This window comes from Marinobacter halodurans, assembly GCF_004327985.1.
GTDB classification, from domain to species: Bacteria; Pseudomonadota; Gammaproteobacteria; order Pseudomonadales; family Oleiphilaceae; genus Marinobacter_A; species Marinobacter_A halodurans.
The window spans coordinates 83,232-99,789 of record NZ_SJDL01000007.1 but is presented as its reverse complement, the minus strand read 5'-3'; the positions used below and the strand labels follow the sequence as shown (position 1 = coordinate 99,789).

Here is a 16,558-nt window from a genome sequence, read left to right as displayed (position 1 = left end):
AGCGAATTTGCCTGCTTTTTACCTGAGTGAATAAGGGTGAGACTAACGAAGGCACGCGCCGAAAAAAATCGATAGAATTGCAACCATATGTGATCTGGAGTCACCATTTCATGAGTCAGGACATGCCACCTCTAAGCGCGCTGCGGGCGTTCGAGGCGACAGCACGACGGGGCAGTGTCACCGCCGCCGCACGGGAACTGCACGTCACCCACGGTGCGGTCAGCCGCCAGCTGCGCAGCCTCGACGGGCACTTCGGAACGCCCCTGTTTGCCAAGGCGGGAAGGGGCATCCGGCTTACGCCGCAGGGCGAACAACTGCAACAGGGTGTGGGCGACGCCTTCGCCCGACTGCGCGAGAGCTGCGCCGAACTCAAACGCAGTACGAAAGAGGCGCCCTTTGTGCTGAACTGCCCCGGCAGCCTCCTGGCCCGTTGGTTCATTCCCCGCCTGGAGCGTCTGCACCGTGAGCTGCCGGACATCAAACTGCAGGTCAGCGACAGTGACAGCGAGCTGGATCCCCGGCGCAACGAGGCCGGCGCCACCCTGCTTTTCTCCGAACCGCCCTTTCCGCCTGAACTGGACGTGATCGAACTTGCCCCGGAAAACATCTGCGCCGTGGCCAGGCCCGATCGGGCCGAACATTTCGATCCCGATGACCCCGCCACGATATTCACCGCGCCCCTGCTCTATACCCGTTCTCGCCCCCAGGCCTGGCCGCAATGGGCCCAGGCCCACGGGCTCGAAGGGGCTCGCCTGGAACAGGCGCTGGAAGAAGGCCGGGGCTTCGACCACCTCTATTACCTGATCGAAGCGGCCCTGGCCGGGCTGGGCGTAGCCATCGCACCGCGGTTGCTGGTGCAGGATGACCTGACCCATGGGCGGCTGGTAGCGCCCTGGGGTTCGGTGGGAACAAGCGGCCGACTGTGTCTGCTGCTGCCCCATTACGTGGCGCACCGGCGAGGCACACAACTTGCCGAATGGCTGCAACGTGAACTCAATCCCTGATGCCATTCCGGGCAGACGGGTTCACACCGGGGCATTTAACGGACTGATTCAATGCTATAGATGGCGACCTTCGGCAGATTGAACCATGCTGTAGGCAGGACATTTGGCCCGTTTTTCAGTCTCTCAGGGAACAGCCATGATAAGGATGCATGGGGAATACCGCAGGCATCTGCGGTCAGGGATCCGGATACCGGTGATTATCAGCCATGCCCGTCGCACCTTCGAGACCACAACGCTGGACATATCCACCAGTGGTTTGCGCCTGAAGCGCCCGGAGCATGTGTATATACGCCCTGGCGAAACGATCGACATCGAGTTCCGCGACAAGGTGGGTACCAAGGTCGCCGCGACCGTGATGCACATCGGCAAGACCCACATCGGCCTGCAGCTCTATGACCGCCGTTTTTCCGGAGACGAGCTGAAAGCACTGTACGACGTCGCCCCGTTCTGGCAGCGCCTGAGTGCCGCCAGCAAACGCACCCTCTGGAAAAAAAGCCGTCGCCTGGCGGTCCTGGTTGTCAACACCTACCTGCGCCCGCTCGTCATCGCCCTGGTCAGACCGCAATTTATCTTCGCGGTGTACGGTAACGAGAAGCAGGCCGGGTCCTATTTTTCTCCCGATATGGTCCGGCGCATGCCGTCCAACCTGATACTGGGTTTTATCCGCAACGAGGACATGCGCGGTCTGATGGTGGCCTCGCAGTTCCTGGAGCACGAACTGCAGGCCGATTCCGACAAGGTCCGCCTCTACATGGAGCGCCTGCAACAGGACTTTCCCCGGGCGCAACGGATCGCACTGGTCGGCCGGCTCCCCAACTTCGTAAAGAAGGCAGGCATCGAGATTAAAAGACCGCTGGTCGAGGGCAGTCTGGGAACGCGTTACATGATCTGGGACATCGCGCGGCAGATGCACGAGCGGCCACAGTACCGTCATCAGGACAGCATCGTGGTCCTGGGCGGCGCCGGACGAATCGGCAATGCCGTCTGCCGGGATCTCACCAGTCTGTTTGAAACCGTCATCGGACTTGATCCACGCTACGAGGAGGATCAGGAAATCAACACGGATCAGGGTAAAGTCCTGCAGACCTCGTCCCTGGAGCGATTGCACGACGAGACACTCTACATTGCCCTCACCCATCAAGGCGATGCGGTGCTGGACCTTTACCAGCATATGCCCGAGGGGGCCCTGATTGCGGACGACACCCATCCCTGCATCAGCCTGAAGGTCAGGGAACGCCTGCGGGAAAACCAGATTGAGGTGGAGAAGATTGTGCTGTCACACGATCAATTCATGATGTGGCCACGCATGCCGGACTGGAACAACCGGGATATCCCGGGGTGTCTGGTCGAAGCCCTGGTGCTCCTTCGCCGGCCGGATGTGGCGGAAGGCAGCTTTTCCGGATTTTGTCAGGAAGCGGAATTTCTCGGTTTCACCGGCCGCCTGGTCAGGCCGCTGGATGAGTAGGATAAACGGGACCGCCCCATGGTGAATCTCTGCCGATGGACAACAACACTGATGGCGGCGCTGCTCCTGTGCGCCCTGTCTGCCAGCGCTGCGGGACTGACCGTTCTGGGGGGAACCGGCCAGTACAGCCTGAACGATCGCATCGCCTATCGGCTGGGCCCTGGCCAGCCCCTTGAGCAGGTCGTGCAACAGGGGACATGGCAGGAAAAAAGCGATGACAGCGTGCTGAATTTGGGATTCACCGATCAGCCCGTCTGGATCAAGGCATCCCTGGATATCCCGCAGCCCCTGGACCAACCCTGGTATCTGGTGATTCCCTATCCCCTGCTGGAAGAGGCGGACCTCTACATCCTGCGTGACGGCCAACTGCCGCCGATCTACCACATCAGCCGCCAGCAGACCCTAAACCCAAGGGGGCAGGCCCAGAGCTACCAGGTGGCGCTTCCCCTGCCGCAGGATCTCAGCGGCCCGGTGAGCCTTCTCCTGCGGGCGCAGTCAGCCACATCGCTGCAGGTGCCGGTGGAGCTGTGGAGCAAAGAGCGCCTCACGAATGACTTTTCCCGGGAGAGTCTCTACTGGGGCATCTATTTCGGCATCCTGGTTGCCATGGCCACCTACAACCTGTTCCTGTTTCTTTCCATCCGGGATCCGGCCTACGGCTACTACGTGCTTTACATCGGCTCCATCAGCCTGCTGATGCTCTGTATTTCCGGTGTCGGCAGCGCCTGGATCTGGAGTGGACAGCCGCTGCTGACCCGCTATGCCCTGCCCACAAGCACCGCGCTGGTCTCCCTGTTCGCCCTGATGTTTGCTCGCAGCTTCCTGAAGTGGCAGGAGATTTCAGGAGGCTGGGAGCGCGTCCTGAATATCGCGGCCGGCCTGGCCGGGGTCTTGATTGTCTACACCTGGATCGACCCCATCCATGGAGCTCTCCTTGCCGGCCTGCTGGGCACCCTGGTGATTGTGCTGGTCATTTCGGTGGGACTGGCGGCCCTGACGGCCGGCGTCGCCAGCGCCCGCTATTTCGTCATGGCCTGGACGGCCTTTGCCCTGGGGGCCTCTCTCTACCTGATGAACGTGTTCAACCTTCTCCCGGTGAACCTCCTCACCAACCACGCCATGCAGGCCGGCTCCGCCGCGGAAGTGCTGTTGCTGTCATTCGCCCTGGCCCACCGCATCAAGGACGAACGGGCACGCAAGCTGGCCGCCCTCCACAGCCAGCAAATGGCCGAGCGCCAGGTCCGGGACCTGGAAATGCAGTCCCTCGACCAGGCCATGCACGACTCGGCGACCAAGCTACCCAACGGCACCCTGCTTAACCAGCAGCTGCAAACCGTGATCAGCCAGGGCCAAAGGGTCGCACTTGCACTGGTCCACTACCCGCAGGTCAAGGACATCGCGTCGAGCATGGGCCATAACCTGGCGGAAGACATGTTCTGCCAATTGATGAAGAAACTGAACCATACGCTGGCCATGCTGGGTGGCGGGATCTGCCTGGAGACCAAACAACCCGCCTACATCGCCATTCCGGAGTTCGGCTCGGCCGCGTTCCTGATCGACGTCAACCAACTGCAAGGTGCGCTGCCCCCCTTTATCGAACAGGTGGTCGGGCACCACGAGGTGTCGTTCCGTTCCGTCAGGCTGCCCGTGCTCATGAACCTGCATTGCGGCGTGGCGGTCGCCCCGGATCACGGCGAGAGCACGGAGATCCTCTACCAGCATGCATCCGCCGCACGGGACCGAAGCGAGTCGAGGAAGGTTCCGGTGCAGGTCTACAGCGAGGAGATTTCCGACTTCGCCCGGCGACGGCTGGATCTGCTGACCGCCCTGCCGCAGGCCATCGAGGACGGAGAAATCGAACTCTACCTGCAACCGCAGATGAACAGCATTGGCCTGGAACTCGTCGGCGCCGAGGTATTGCTGCGTTGGCACAGTTCGCGGTTTGGGCCGGTACCCACCTGGGAGGTCATCGAGATCGCGGAGAATGCCGGCCTGATGGACCTGCTGTCCCGCTACGTCATCGCCCAGGCCTGGAAAACCATGCACCTGCTAAGGGAACGGAATCTGGACATCACCTGCAGCATCAACCTGTCGGTCCAGAACCTGACCGACAGTCACTTCGTGCCCGATGCCCTGGCAAGCATCAAGGAACACGCCATCCCGGTGGATCGCGTGATTTTCGAGATGACGGAAACCGCGATGATGCACAACATGGAGTCGGTCATCGATTCCCTGCTGCTCATTGCCAACCATGGCTGCCGAATTGCGCTGGATGATTTCGGCACGGGCTACTCGTCCCTGGCCTATCTGAGCCGCCTGCCCATCCACGAACTGAAGATCGATCGCAGCTTCATCAACAAGATGACCTCCAGCCGCAATGACCTGGAGATCGTCAAGAACACCCTGAAGCTGGCCCGCACCCTGAACCTGGAGACCGTGGCCGAGGGCGTGGAGGATGCGGCCACCCTGGAGCGCCTCAGCGAACTGGGTTGCCACCGGGTTCAGGGTTACCTGTTCGCCAAACCGATGCCGGTGGACGAGTTCTGTCGCTGGGCGTTACAACACACCGTCGATGAGAAGGCTGGCAAAGGTCAGTGATTCACCCGGTTCGCGAGGCCGCCCCCGTCGCCACTGGCGGGATCCGTCGACGGCGCAGCCCGGAAGCCCCCGAACCGCGACAATGCCTTAAAGCAGAATCACCCCCCAGCACACGGTAATGATGACGAGCCCCACAAACTGGGCCGCGCTGCCCATATCCTTGGCCTGCTTGGAGAGTGGGTGCAGCTCCATCGACACCCGATCGACAATGTTCTCGATGGCCGAGTTCAGCAGTTCGATGGCGAGGGACAGCAGCGGTGCCGCGATCAGGATGGCCCGTTCAGCGCGGGACACATCCGCCCAGCAGGCGATCGGAATCAGGATCAGGTTCATCAACACCAGTTGGCGGAAGGCCGCTTCGTTGAGAAACGCCGCCTTGAGCCCCTGCATGGAATAGCGGGCCGAATTCAGGATGCGGGTGAATCCTTTTCCGCCTTTCAGTCCGTGGGCACTGGGTTCATGGATTGATCGGGTCATCATTCGCCTTGTCGGTACGGGCAAGCAGCAGGAAACCGACGCCTGTGAAATGAGGGACGGCGGAACGGTTCGTGGAAAGGGGAATTATGGCCGCTTGATCCGTTCCTGAGAATGCGTTGAACCCGAAGCGATACCCAACATCGTGCCCCTGATTGATTTTAATCAACCACAGCCGCCCCACAGCTCCCCTACAATCACGACCGGCACGGGCTGGACATCACGGCGCATCGTCCAGCGCAGATACCTGCGGAAATGGCAGGAATCCGCAATGTTCAGCCAGGTCATGATGGATGAACCCAGGATTGGTCCGATCCGGTATCATGGCCCTCGCCGGATTTGTTGCGCCGGGAAGCACACCCGGTCTCGATCCACACCCGGCGTTCTGATCGTTGATGAACCTGTATCGGCATTCGCCAATACGGCGCCCGCAGCTGGCGCCGGTTGCCCCGCCCTGCCGCTCGGTTCGTACCGAATGCTGGACAACGATGAATAACCGGACGGAACCGTCCAACGATACACCGATTTTCACCCGGGATAGTCATGGATACGTGGTATCTGCTGTGTTTCCTTTCCGCGACTGCGGTATTGGTCGCCTTTGCCAATCAGTTCTTCCTGAACATGCAAACGACCATCGCCATCACCTTCGGTGCCGTGGTCATCTCACTGCTGCTGATCGCTGCGGTAAAAGTGCTCGGCAACCAGACCGCCGTCGCCGTGTCCCGGATGCTGGGCACCATTGATTTCAAGTCGCTGCTGCTGGACGGGATGCTGGGGCCCCTGCTGTTTGCGGGGGCGCTGGAAATCGACCTGCGGACCATGCGCCGGCACCGCTGGGAAATCACGGTCCTGGTCCTGTTCGGCACCCTGGCCTCCACCTTCCTGGTGGGTTTCCTGATCTCCTGGGTCATGCAGCTGATGGGCTGGGACGTGCCGCTGATCTACTGCCTGCTCTTCGGTGCGCTGATCAGCCCCACGGACCCGATCGCGGTGTTGGCCATCATCAAGCAGATGAAAGCGCCGCCGTCCATCTCGATCCAGGTGGAGGGCGAATCCCTGTTCAACGATGGTGTCGGCCTGGTGGTGTTCACCACCATTTTTGCCCTGGCCTTTACCCGCGCCGAGCCCACGCTGGGCAACATCGCCGACCTGTTCCTGACCGAGGCCCTGGGCGGCATCCTGTTCGGTATGCTGCTGGCCATCGTGGCGCATTTCCTGCTCATCAAGAGCAACGACGGCAACATCCGCCTGCTGCTGACCTTCTGCATCCCCACCGCCGGTTTTGCGCTGGCGAATTTAATGGGCGTCTCCGGCGCGCTGGCGATGGTGGTTGCCGGCATCTTCGTCGGCAACGTGACCCGGGCCAAGTCGGCGTCGATGGCCCGCCTCAGCAGCATCCGCAACATCCGTAATTTCTGGCATGCGGTGGACGGCGTGCTGAATGCGTTCCTGTTCCTGCTGATCGGCCTGCTGGTGGTCACCCTGCCCGTCACCTGGCAACAGATCCTGCTGGGACTGCTGGCCGTGCCCACGGTGCTCCTGGCCCGATTCGTCAGTGTCGGTCTACCGTACCTCGCGTTCCGGCGCTTCCGCCGTTATGACAAGCACTCCGTGGCGATCCTCACCTGGGGCGGTCTGCGGGGAGGCCTGGCACTGGCCATGGCGGCGTCCATTCCCAGCGGCAGGATCTTCTTCAACGGCGTGGACCTGCACACCCTGTTGCTGCTGATCACCTACATCGTCGTGATCTTCTCCATCATCGTGCAGGGTTCAAGCATCAAACCATTGATCCGGAGCAGTCTGGTTGCCCGGGAGGGCCTTTAAGGGACTGTCCGAAGGGGAGACTGCGCTGTATGTAACGGCTCAGTATGGTTCAGGGCGGATTCCTGCGACAGGTTTGTGGTCCTTCGTCGCCGCCAGGCAGACCATGTCCCGGGCACCAGCCTGGACGATGCCGGGACATTAGTGTCCCGTTTGGTTAATTCGTTGACCTACTGCGCACCGCTGGTGCCTCTGGCCAAGGCGCCAGTCCGCCGGTGTGGTGGTTCCACATCAAGGGCTGGCAACACCGGTTCAGAGGCACCAGCGGTGCGCCCTTCGGGAGCGCCTGAACGCTTTGATAGCGGTGTTGCGCCAGCTCGATTTGGAACCACCAAACCTTCGCTACCGCGCCTTGCTCTCAAAGCGTTCAGGCGCTCAGTAGATCAGCGAATTAACCAAACGGGACACTAAGGAGCCGGGCCCTGTTTGCCCTCCAGGGTTTCCAGCCTGGACCGTAGCGCGTTGATCTCCTGAACCAGTTCGTTTTCCCGGAAAGCCTGGCGCAAGCTGTTGCGCAGGTGGTCCGGCTCCCAGGGTTTGGTGATGAATCGAAAGACAGCCCCTTCGTTGATCGCGTTAACCAGATTTTCCACTTCCGTATACCCGCTCAACACCATGCGGACCGTTGCCGGATGAATTGACTTCACCTTGCGCAGGAACGTAATACCGTCCATTTGCTGCATACGCTGATCCACGAGGATGACATGCACATCCTGTCTCGCCATGAGTTTCAAAGCGGTTTCCGGATCGGCTGCCGTGAGCAGGTCATAGTGTTCATTGCGCAATTCACGCCGGATGGCGTTTTGCACATGGACATCTTCGTCGACAATCAGGAGCGTACGCGCTTCCCCCGTTTGCGGCACAAACCCCTTGTTCGTATCCCAGCTCCGATCTTCCTGCAGGAAGTGCTCGAATGCCTCCCGCGGTATCGGAGGAGAGTAGACATAGCCCTGAATCTGGTCACATCCGATACGAGTCAAGTAGGCAAACTGATCCATTGTCTCCACCCCTTCTGCTACGGTTTGCATGCCAAGGGTGTCAGCCAGGCTGATAACGGAGCGGAGAATGGCAGCACCTTCAGGGTCTTCGGTCACATTGTCGACGAAACTCTTGTCGATCTTGATCTGGTCGAAGGGGAAACGCTTGAGATAGCTCAATGAGGAATAGCCAGTCCCGAAATCATCCATGGCCAGTTCAATGCCCATGGACTTAAGCTGTCGCATGGTGTCCAGAGCATCCTCGGTATTCTTCATGACCATGCTCTCAGTTGCTTCCACCTTCAGGTAGCGCGCTTCCAGACCACTTCTCTCAAGGGCGTCCCGTATCAAAGGCACACAGCGTGCCCGTCGAAACTGGCCGGCGGACAGGTTGACAGAGATGGTCACCGGCGAAAGCCCTTGATCCTGCCAGGCCTTAGCCTGGCGGCACGCTTCATGCACAACCCAAGCGTCCAGGTCGAGAATCAGGCCGGTTTCCTCGGCAATCGGGATGAACGCCCCAGGCGATATCAGTTTCTCGTCATGCCGCCAGCGTACCAGCGCCTCCACCCCCACAATGAGCTGTCGTTTCGCATCAAGCTGCGGTTGATAGAACAGTTCCAGCTCACCCCGCTCGATCCCGTATCGCAAGGCGTGCTCCAGTTCGACGCGATGCCGGACCAGTTCATTCATTTCCTTGGTATAACTGCATATCTGGTTGCGACCAAGATCCTTGGCCTGATACATGGCATTATCGGCGTGCTTGAGCAGGTTGGTTGCGTCGTTGCCATCCTGCGGGTACAAACAGAACCCCATGCTTGCAGTCACCAACACCTCGCGACCGTCTACCCGCTTAGATTCAGCGATCGCCGATGACAACCGAGCTAAGACCGCACTGACAGAATCCGCGTCCGGCTTGTTCTTCAGCAAAACGACGAACTCGTCACCGCCCAGCCTGGCCAGCGTGTCGGTCGGACGCAAGCAGTCTCGTAGCGACCGGGCAACCTCCTGCAAGAGTTGGTCCCCCATCGCATGTCCGAAGCTGTCGTTGATGTACTTGAAGTTGTCCAGGTCCACAAATGCCAGGGCAAACCCCTTGTCCTGCCGCCCGGATTCGGCGATGGCCTGCTGGATTCGATCCATCAGCAGGTTGCGGTTGGGCAGGCCTGTCAGCTCATCAAAGTTGGCTGCATATTCGAGTTGCTCCTGGTATCGGTAGGATTCAGTGACGTCATTGAACACGCTGACAAAGTGCGTGACATGCCCGTCCGAGTCGACGACCGGCGCCACTCGCCAGTCGTTCCAGAACATAGATCCGTCTTTCCGGTAATTGCGTATCAGGGCGTGACCTTCGGTACCGGCCCGGATAGCATGTTGAATGCTTTCAACACCCAGTTGATCCTCATCACGCCGGAGAAACCTGATGTTTCGCCCTATTACCTCCTCGCAGGTGTAGCCCGTGATGCGCTCAAATGCCGGGTTGACATATACAATCGGGTGATCGCCCTGATTGGCGTCGGTAATGACAATCGCGTTAACGCTGGCCTCGATGGCCTGGTTGCGCAATCGCAATTCGGTTTCAGCCTTCCGTTGCGCTGAAACATCCTGGATGACGCCAATGGCACCCAGAGAGGCTTTTTCCCCATTCGTGTCGTTCAGGGGCACGGAGGACACCATCGCTGTTTTTTCGGCGCCATCCGCAACCCGCAACGCCACCACTTCGTTCAGGTACGATTCGCCGGTCTCCAAGGACCGCTCAAGCGGCCAACGGCGATCGTCGATCGGCTTGCCGGATGCGCTCCACCCATTCAGGTACTGGCAAAGCTGCCAGGATTGCCCCCCGACTATTCTTCCGGCTTCCGGGTTCTGCAGCAGGATGGTGCCATCCGGGTTGGCAACGTAGACCCCAACCGGCAGCGTTTCCAGGATATTGCGAAGCAAGGATTCGCTTTGCTCCAGCTCCCTGGTCCGCTTCTCGACCAGGCTTTCCAGGTTATCGTGCAGGCGGGCCCGGCCCAGGGCCGTGGAGAATTGATATCCGATGGACTGCATGGCCTGGACATCCTGCCTCTCCCAGCACTCGCCGCCCTCCTGTACCACGTTGAGCAACCCGATCAGATCAGCGCCCAGTACAAGGGGAATCGTGGCGTGGTGTTGCTTTTCGAAGCGGTGCGCCAGGGCCGGACACCGATCAGTGTCGACCACATCGTCGATCCGGTCACGACCGAACGCATGGTGGCACGGGCATCCCTGTACGCAGAGAGCAACCTCCTCCTGTGCCATGCCATGGCTGGCAAAGCCTGCCAGCACCCAGCCGCCTTTCCCGGATTTGTGACCGGGTATCATCAGCCATGCGGCCTCCACACCGGAGAACGCCAGGACCTTCTTCAACCCGCAATCGATAATATCCTTTTCGCTGCTGGCCGCGCTGAGATTGGATGTGAATTCAAGCAGGTTGTGGATCAGGATGTTGCTTTGACTCAAGGCCTCGTGTTTGCTCTTGAGTTCTCTGTTGATCCGGACACCTTCCTCGTATGTCGAGATCAGCAGGTCCAGGATTTGCTGACGGGCGGCGGTGATAAAGTGTCGTTTACCTTCCAGTTCCACCTCAATCCCTACCTGGACCCGCTCATGCGCCCTATATTCACGATTGACCAACAGGTAACGCAGGCGCGTCAGCAGGTACTTCTCGTCGTATGGCTTGGTGATGAAGTTATCCGCCCCACACGCCAAGCCATGGACCACGTCCGTCGCATCGATCAGGGAGGTCACCAGGATCACTGGGATAGCTTGTGTTTCGGCGTTTTCCTTCAGGGACTGACACAGCTCATAGCCGTCCATCTTCGGCATCACGATATCACTGATCACGACATCAGGCTGGGCATTCGAAACCTCATCCAGTGCCTCGATACCATTGCCTGCCAACCGCACATGGCAGTTATGCTCTTCCAGAAAGGCCTGAAGCTCTAACGCCTGGGTGAAACTGTCCTCAACGACCAGAATATCAGTGCCGCTTAACATCTCGATCTTCTCCTGATCACAATGTTATGAATGGCTTGGGTTCAGCTCATACAACGTCATTACAGGCTTTTTTCACCATGAGTACGGTAGAGACCTGCAACCCACTCAGCGATCTGGCTCGGTGTAAGCACTTGCTCCGCAGCTTCCAGCCTGACGGCTTCGCCCGGCATGCCGTTGACCACCACGGTCGTCGGGTCCTGTGCCACGGTCAATGCTCCCAGTTGTCGCAGGGTTCGCATTTCCGCGGCGCCGTCGCTGCCCATACCGGAAAGCAGGACCGCCACCACCCGCCCGCCAACGTGGCGCGCAAGGCTGTCGAAAAGCCTTGCGACCGAGGGGCACAGGTAACCGTCCCCATTACAGTTCACCAACGCGATGCGCTGGCGGGCATCCAGGGTCATGTGAGCGCCATCGGGTGCCAAATACACCTGCCCCGCCTGCGGGGATTCTCCCTGTTCCGCGATCCGTACGTTCAACGCGCAGGTTTCGTTGAGCCATTCGCGCAGACTGGGCAGAAAGCCGGGCGCGATATGCTGGACAATCAGCACGGGCCAGGGCAGGTCCGCCCGCAACTGCCCCAGCAGTGCCTTGATGGCCTGCGGCCCTCCCGTGGAGGCACCAATGGCAATCACTTTGGGCGTTAACCTGTCATTCAGGGAGGTGTCTTCCGGAACTGCGTCGCGCCGGGGTATACGACGCACCAGCTTCACTTCAGAGGCAATGCGAAGGGTCCTGACCAGTTCCCGGGCGTGTTGCTCAAAATCGGGATGGCCAGGCCCCTGGGGTTTCTGTACGACCGTAATCGCCCCGGCTTCCAGCACCCGCATGGCGGTCGTGCCATCAGCGAGATTTTCGCTGGACGTCACCACCACGATGGGGACGGGCCGCGTCTCCATGATGCGCCGGGAAGCCTGGTAGCCATTCATTCCCGGCATGTGAATATCCATCGCGATGACATCGGGGCGTTGGCGGGCAACGAACGCAACAGCCTCTTCGCCATTGCTCACTTCGCCAATCACACGACAATCCGCCTCCTCCAGAATGTGTCGGATCAGTTGCCGGACAACCACTGAGTCTTCCACGATTAAGACATCCACATTCCCTCCCAGAGTCCGCCGCCCTAGACGAACTGACGGACAATCTCAAGCAGGTTGCCCTGATCGAAACTGCTCTTTACGATGTAGGCGTTGGCCCCCACCTGCCGCCCCTTTTCCTGGTCCTCCCGGCTTTTCAGCGCCGTAACCAGCACGACGGGCAATTCGGCAAGATCAGGGTGTTCGCGAATACGTGCGGTCAGTTCGAAGCCGTCCATGCGCGGCATTTCAATGTCCGACACCAACACCGTATAGGGCTCCTCCTGCAGCCGCTCCCAGGCTTCCCGGCCGTCGCTCGCCGTCTCAACCCGATAACCGACACTCTCCAGGATGGTCTTGATCAAGCCCCGGGACGTCACCGAGTCCTCAGCCACCAGAATGCTGGGCGGCTCGCGCAATCCAGCCTGTTCCTGCTCGGCCACGGGGGCCGATGTGGTGCCACACGCTGTTTGGTATAGGTCCTGCGGATGCAGGATAGGCACGATGCGACCATCGCCCAGCTGTGTCGCGGCCATCACATTGGGCACCCGCGCCAACAAAGGCCCCAACGCTTTGATCACGATTTCCTGGTCACCCTCGACCTCGTCGACCAGCAGGCCGAATCGCACATCGCCCCATTGCAGCACCGCCACACGAACCCATGACTGGCGTGTCGTATCCGGTGCCGGCAGGGAAAGGACATCCCGCAAACGCCAGGCCGGTAACACCGCATCCCCCACCCGAACATTGAGCCGCCCCTCGACGCTCTTGAGCGCTTCAGGCGCCAGTCTCAATACCCGCTCCACATGCGTGGCCGGAATCGCCAACGACCGCCCCGAGACCTGGACGAGCAGGGCTCGATAGGTGGCCAGTGTAGTAGGGAGATGAAACGTGAAACGGCAACCCTGCCCTGGCTGGCTGTCCACGTCCACCTGTCCTCCAAGCGCCTCGATATGATCACGCACGATCGCCAAGCCCAATCCACGACCGGACAGGTCGGTGATGATGCTGCTGGTACTCAATCCCGAACGGAAAGCCAGTTTTGCCACCTCGGCATTGCTCATTTCCTCGCTGATTTCCCGGTCTATCACGCCGAGAGCCAAAGCCTTTGTCTTGATTTCGCCGGGGTCCAACCCACGACCGTCATCCTCCACCACAAGCGAAAAACGACCGCCATTGCCATGTACGAAGGAAATGCTGATATTGCCTTTATCCTGTTTTCCGGCACGCCTGCGTGCCTCGGGAGTCTCGATACCGTGATCGACCGCGTTGCGCAGCAAATGGTGCAGCGGGCTCTTGAGGCTATCGAGCACCCGCTTGTCGACATGAAGGGACTCACCGCTGATGGCAAGGTTGACGGCTTTCCCTGTGGCATTGGCAATCTCATGAACCATGGCGGGAACCCCATGCACGATTTCCGAACACTGCAACATCAGGATCTCCTGCAGCTCCTGCCGGACCTGGTCGGAAATCGCTGCGACATTGTGCTCCATACGACGCGATTGCCTGGCCAGTTTGTTCAGGTGGTTTTCCCACCGAGCCAGGAACGTTTCCATCCGCTGGGTGCAGGCGACAAGCGTACTCACGGCCTGTACATCACCGGACTCGTTGCCCCGATCCAGCCGTTGGCGCGCCGAGGCGATTTCCTGGCTCATCCTGTGCCATTCGCTGAAACGCCCTTGCGCCTCTTCCACCATCTGAAGGTACTGCCCCGCCTCCAGCTTGCTCTGGTGCAATGACTCCGCGATGTAGATCAGTTGGTCGAAGCGGTCCGCCTTGACCTTAAGCTGACTGTCGCCGCCGATCCTGGCAGGATGGTGGCTTGCTGCCGACACTGCTGAACGATCCCCGGGAACCGCCGCGGCATCATCCGCTACCGGCGGTGCGGCTTCCTTCCGTCCGTCGCCTGCGAGCCGTAACGAGCGACACAGGGCCGGTAACGATTGCGGCTCGGGCTGGTCCAGGTCATTCAGCATCTGGCTCAGGCACTGATAGGCTTTGCGACCCAGCACGATATGGTCGTCATTCAGTTCCAGCCGCCCCTTGCGTATGGCAGCCAGCAGGCCCTCCCAGGCCTGGCACAAGGACTCGATAGACGACAGAGACACCGCGCGGGCGGCCCCCTTGAGGCTATGGATATCCCGGAAAAGCTGTTCCAGCAAGGCCTCGTCGTGTGACTGGTCCAACTGGGCCAGACAATCCGCCATGTCGGTGATGCGCTCTCCCGCCTCGGTACGAAAAGCCGCAATAAGCCTGCCCTGAATGGCCCGCCTGGAACTCGCCATGGTTCACACCTTCTTGCTGAGGTCCCCAACAGGAGGCGAAGTCATCATTCGCCCCTCAGACAGTGGGTCCAATTCACTGGCGGTACCCAGTTGAAACTGACTGACCCGCCCCTTGAGTCTCTTGCCCAGGTCGTGGAGGTTTCTGGCCGCCTGCTCTGCTTGCTGAGTCCCTTCCACGTTCTCCTGGCTGGCCTGTTTAATGTTCTCCATGGCGGTGGCCACCTGGTCCATACCAACCAGTTGCTGCTGACTGGACGCGGCGATGTGAACCGCGGCACCGGACGATTCCTCGATACTTTCCTTCAGGGTGAGAATCGCCTGCGCCGAGGCCTCCGCCTGCTGATAACCGTTGTCGACTGCTTTACTGCTCTGCTCGGCGAGCATGACCGCCTTGTTGAGCGCATTCTGAATGTCATTGAGGATCGCACGAACCTGGGCCGTCGCCTGCTTGGACTGTACCGAGAGACTCTTGACCTCCTGCGCCACGGCGGAAAAGCCCTTGCCGTATTCGCCCGAGCGCATGGCTTCGATCGACGCGTTCACGCCCAACAGGTTGGATTGCTCGGCGAGGTCGTTTACCGTGGCGACCACCTCGCCAATGGCCTGGCTCTGCTCGCTCAGCTTGACGATGCTCCCGGCCACCGCGTGCATCTGTTCGCGGATCTGGCGCATACCGTCCATGGACGATGCGATGGCCGCCTGACCTTCTTTCGAAACCTGCTTGGTACGCTCAGCGGACTCATTGACATGCCGCGCCTTGTCACTGGCGACGCTGGCCGTTTGTTTCACTTCCTCGACGGTGGTCGTGATCTCACTGATGGAAGTGGCGGTTTCCTGGGCGCTGGAAACCACCTGTGAGGTGGAGGCCAGGATTTCCTGGCTGGCGGCCCCCAACACCATGCTGCCCTCCTGGATGTCCTGCAGGGTGGCCCGCAAGTTGGTAACCATGCGGTAGAACGCATTCCCCAAGGCGTCCCGTTCGGACTTGGGTTCCGGGTCCTCGCGTAAATCCCCTTCAGCGATCCGCTCCGCATTCCGGGCCAGGTCGGACAGGTATCGACTCATGTCGAAGAACGCTTCGCTGAGCAGGCCAACTTCGTCACGGCGGGCCTCCGAGGGGCGCTGGCTCGACACTTCACCATCGGCGATTTGATGTGCCCAGCGAGTCAGGTTCTCCAACGGTCCCGCGATCAACCGGGCCATCACCCAGGCCAACAGCACCATCAGCACAAGCACCACACAGAAGACCACCACCATGCCGTTGCGCTGGCTCTCCACCCGCTGCTTGTTCTGGGTCATCAACTGCTCGATATGCGCATTCTCAACCGCCACGATCTGATCGCCCAACTCACGCAGCCGCTCCACCCGATCGGATTGGGGGCCAAGGATCACCTCTCGCGCCTGGCGATATTGTCCCGTTGCCAGCAGGGGTAGGATCTCGTCGGTGGCGGCGGCCGCAAATTCCGCCCAGACCTGCTTATAAGTCTCCGCCAGACCAGCAACACGGCTGTCACCGGCCGATTGGCGCACCAGGAAGTCGACCGACTCGGTCTGGTCCTTCAGTCGCTCACGCAGCCCAGCCCTTTGCGTCTCGGGCATACGCTGTTCCAGGGCGCTGGTGACCAGCGTGGCGCGCAGAGCGTTGGTGTCGACCCGCATGTCCTTGAGGTGGAGCAATAGCCCGAATTGCTCGTCCACGAGACGTTGCTGGGATTGCTGCATTTCCTGGAGATTGCGATAGGCCAGAAGCAGTGCCACCGTGAACACCAGTGCCAATAGCGCGAAGGTGGCTAACAGCTTGTTGCGTGTCTTCAAGTTCTTGAATGCACTCATAACATCA

At 60.1% G+C, this 16,558-nt stretch carries 9 protein-coding genes; 4 read left to right on the top strand and 5 right to left on the bottom strand.

Annotation, left to right across the window (positions count from 1 at the left end):
- The first annotated feature begins 110 nt into the window (after window positions 1–110).
- From EZI54_RS06365 to EZI54_RS06355, 3 genes are all read left to right on the top strand, one after another.
- Complete coding sequence (locus EZI54_RS06365) at window positions 111–1,004, top strand: LysR family transcriptional regulator (RefSeq protein ID WP_131480171.1); 894 nt, start codon at window positions 111–113, stop codon at window positions 1,002–1,004.
- Window positions 1,005–1,140: 136 nt separating this feature from the next.
- Window positions 1,141–2,469 carry a PilZ domain-containing protein gene (locus tag EZI54_RS06360; protein WP_131480169.1) on the top strand — a complete coding sequence of 443 codons (1,329 nt, stop codon included), beginning with the start codon at window positions 1,141–1,143 and terminating at the stop codon, window positions 2,467–2,469.
- A 51-nt stretch (window positions 2,470–2,520) separates the two neighbouring features.
- Complete coding sequence (locus EZI54_RS06355) at window positions 2,521–5,067, top strand: EAL domain-containing protein (RefSeq protein ID WP_165495693.1); 2,547 nt, start codon at window positions 2,521–2,523, stop codon at window positions 5,065–5,067.
- Between the two features lie 87 nt (window positions 5,068–5,154).
- On the opposite strand, the gene EZI54_RS06350 is transcribed toward EZI54_RS06355, so the two are convergent.
- The gene (locus EZI54_RS06350) at window positions 5,155–5,547 is read right to left on the bottom strand and encodes a diacylglycerol kinase (RefSeq protein ID WP_423226987.1); all 393 of its coding nucleotides are present in this window, start codon (window positions 5,545–5,547) and stop codon (window positions 5,155–5,157) included.
- A 537-nt stretch (window positions 5,548–6,084) separates the two neighbouring features.
- On the opposite strand from EZI54_RS06350, the gene EZI54_RS06345 reads away from it, so the two are divergent.
- Window positions 6,085–7,365, top strand: a complete 1,281-nt coding sequence (locus tag EZI54_RS06345; protein ID WP_131480165.1) for a cation:proton antiporter — start codon at window positions 6,085–6,087, stop codon at window positions 7,363–7,365.
- Between the two features lie 404 nt (window positions 7,366–7,769).
- Here EZI54_RS06345 and EZI54_RS06340 read toward each other — a convergent pair whose 3' ends face one another.
- The 4 genes from EZI54_RS06340 to EZI54_RS06325 are packed head-to-tail and all read right to left on the bottom strand — an operon-like array spanning window position 7,770 to window position 16,551.
- Window positions 7,770–11,360, bottom strand: coding sequence for an EAL domain-containing protein (locus EZI54_RS06340; protein WP_131480163.1), 3,591 nt, complete (start codon window positions 11,358–11,360; stop codon window positions 7,770–7,772).
- A 59-nt stretch (window positions 11,361–11,419) separates the two neighbouring features.
- The gene (gene cheB / locus EZI54_RS06335) at window positions 11,420–12,457 is read right to left on the bottom strand and encodes a chemotaxis-specific protein-glutamate methyltransferase CheB (RefSeq protein WP_131480162.1); all 1,038 of its coding nucleotides are present in this window, start codon (window positions 12,455–12,457) and stop codon (window positions 11,420–11,422) included.
- 23 nt (window positions 12,458–12,480) lie between these two features.
- The gene (locus tag EZI54_RS06330; RefSeq protein ID WP_131480160.1) at window positions 12,481–14,718 is read right to left on the bottom strand and encodes a hybrid sensor histidine kinase/response regulator; all 2,238 of its coding nucleotides are present in this window, start codon (window positions 14,716–14,718) and stop codon (window positions 12,481–12,483) included.
- Window positions 14,719–14,721: 3 nt separating this feature from the next.
- Entirely contained in the window at window positions 14,722–16,551 is a 1,830-nt protein-coding gene (locus EZI54_RS06325; RefSeq protein WP_131480158.1) for a methyl-accepting chemotaxis protein, read from the bottom strand.
- Window positions 16,552–16,558 lie beyond the last annotated feature (7 nt).

What these genes read in the sequence shown, in the direction of transcription:
- EZI54_RS06365 (WP_131480171.1), top strand. Translation starts at nt 111, where the DNA reads ATGAGTCAGGACATGCCACCTCTAAGCGCGCTGCGGGCGTTCGAGGCG.
- EZI54_RS06360 (WP_131480169.1), top strand. Translation starts at nt 1,141, where the DNA reads ATGATAAGGATGCATGGGGAATACCGCAGGCATCTGCGGTCAGGGATC.
- EZI54_RS06355 (WP_165495693.1), top strand. Translation starts at nt 2,521, where the DNA reads ATGGCGGCGCTGCTCCTGTGCGCCCTGTCTGCCAGCGCTGCGGGACTG.
- EZI54_RS06350 (WP_423226987.1), bottom strand. Translation starts at nt 5,547, where the DNA reads ATGATGACCCGATCAATCCATGAACCCAGTGCCCACGGACTGAAAGGC.
- EZI54_RS06345 (WP_131480165.1), top strand. Translation starts at nt 6,085, where the DNA reads ATGGATACGTGGTATCTGCTGTGTTTCCTTTCCGCGACTGCGGTATTG.
- EZI54_RS06340 (WP_131480163.1), bottom strand. Translation starts at nt 11,360, where the DNA reads ATGTTAAGCGGCACTGATATTCTGGTCGTTGAGGACAGTTTCACCCAG.
- EZI54_RS06330 (WP_131480160.1), bottom strand. Translation starts at nt 14,718, where the DNA reads ATGGCGAGTTCCAGGCGGGCCATTCAGGGCAGGCTTATTGCGGCTTTT.
- EZI54_RS06325 (WP_131480158.1), bottom strand. Translation starts at nt 16,551, where the DNA reads ATGAGTGCATTCAAGAACTTGAAGACACGCAACAAGCTGTTAGCCACC.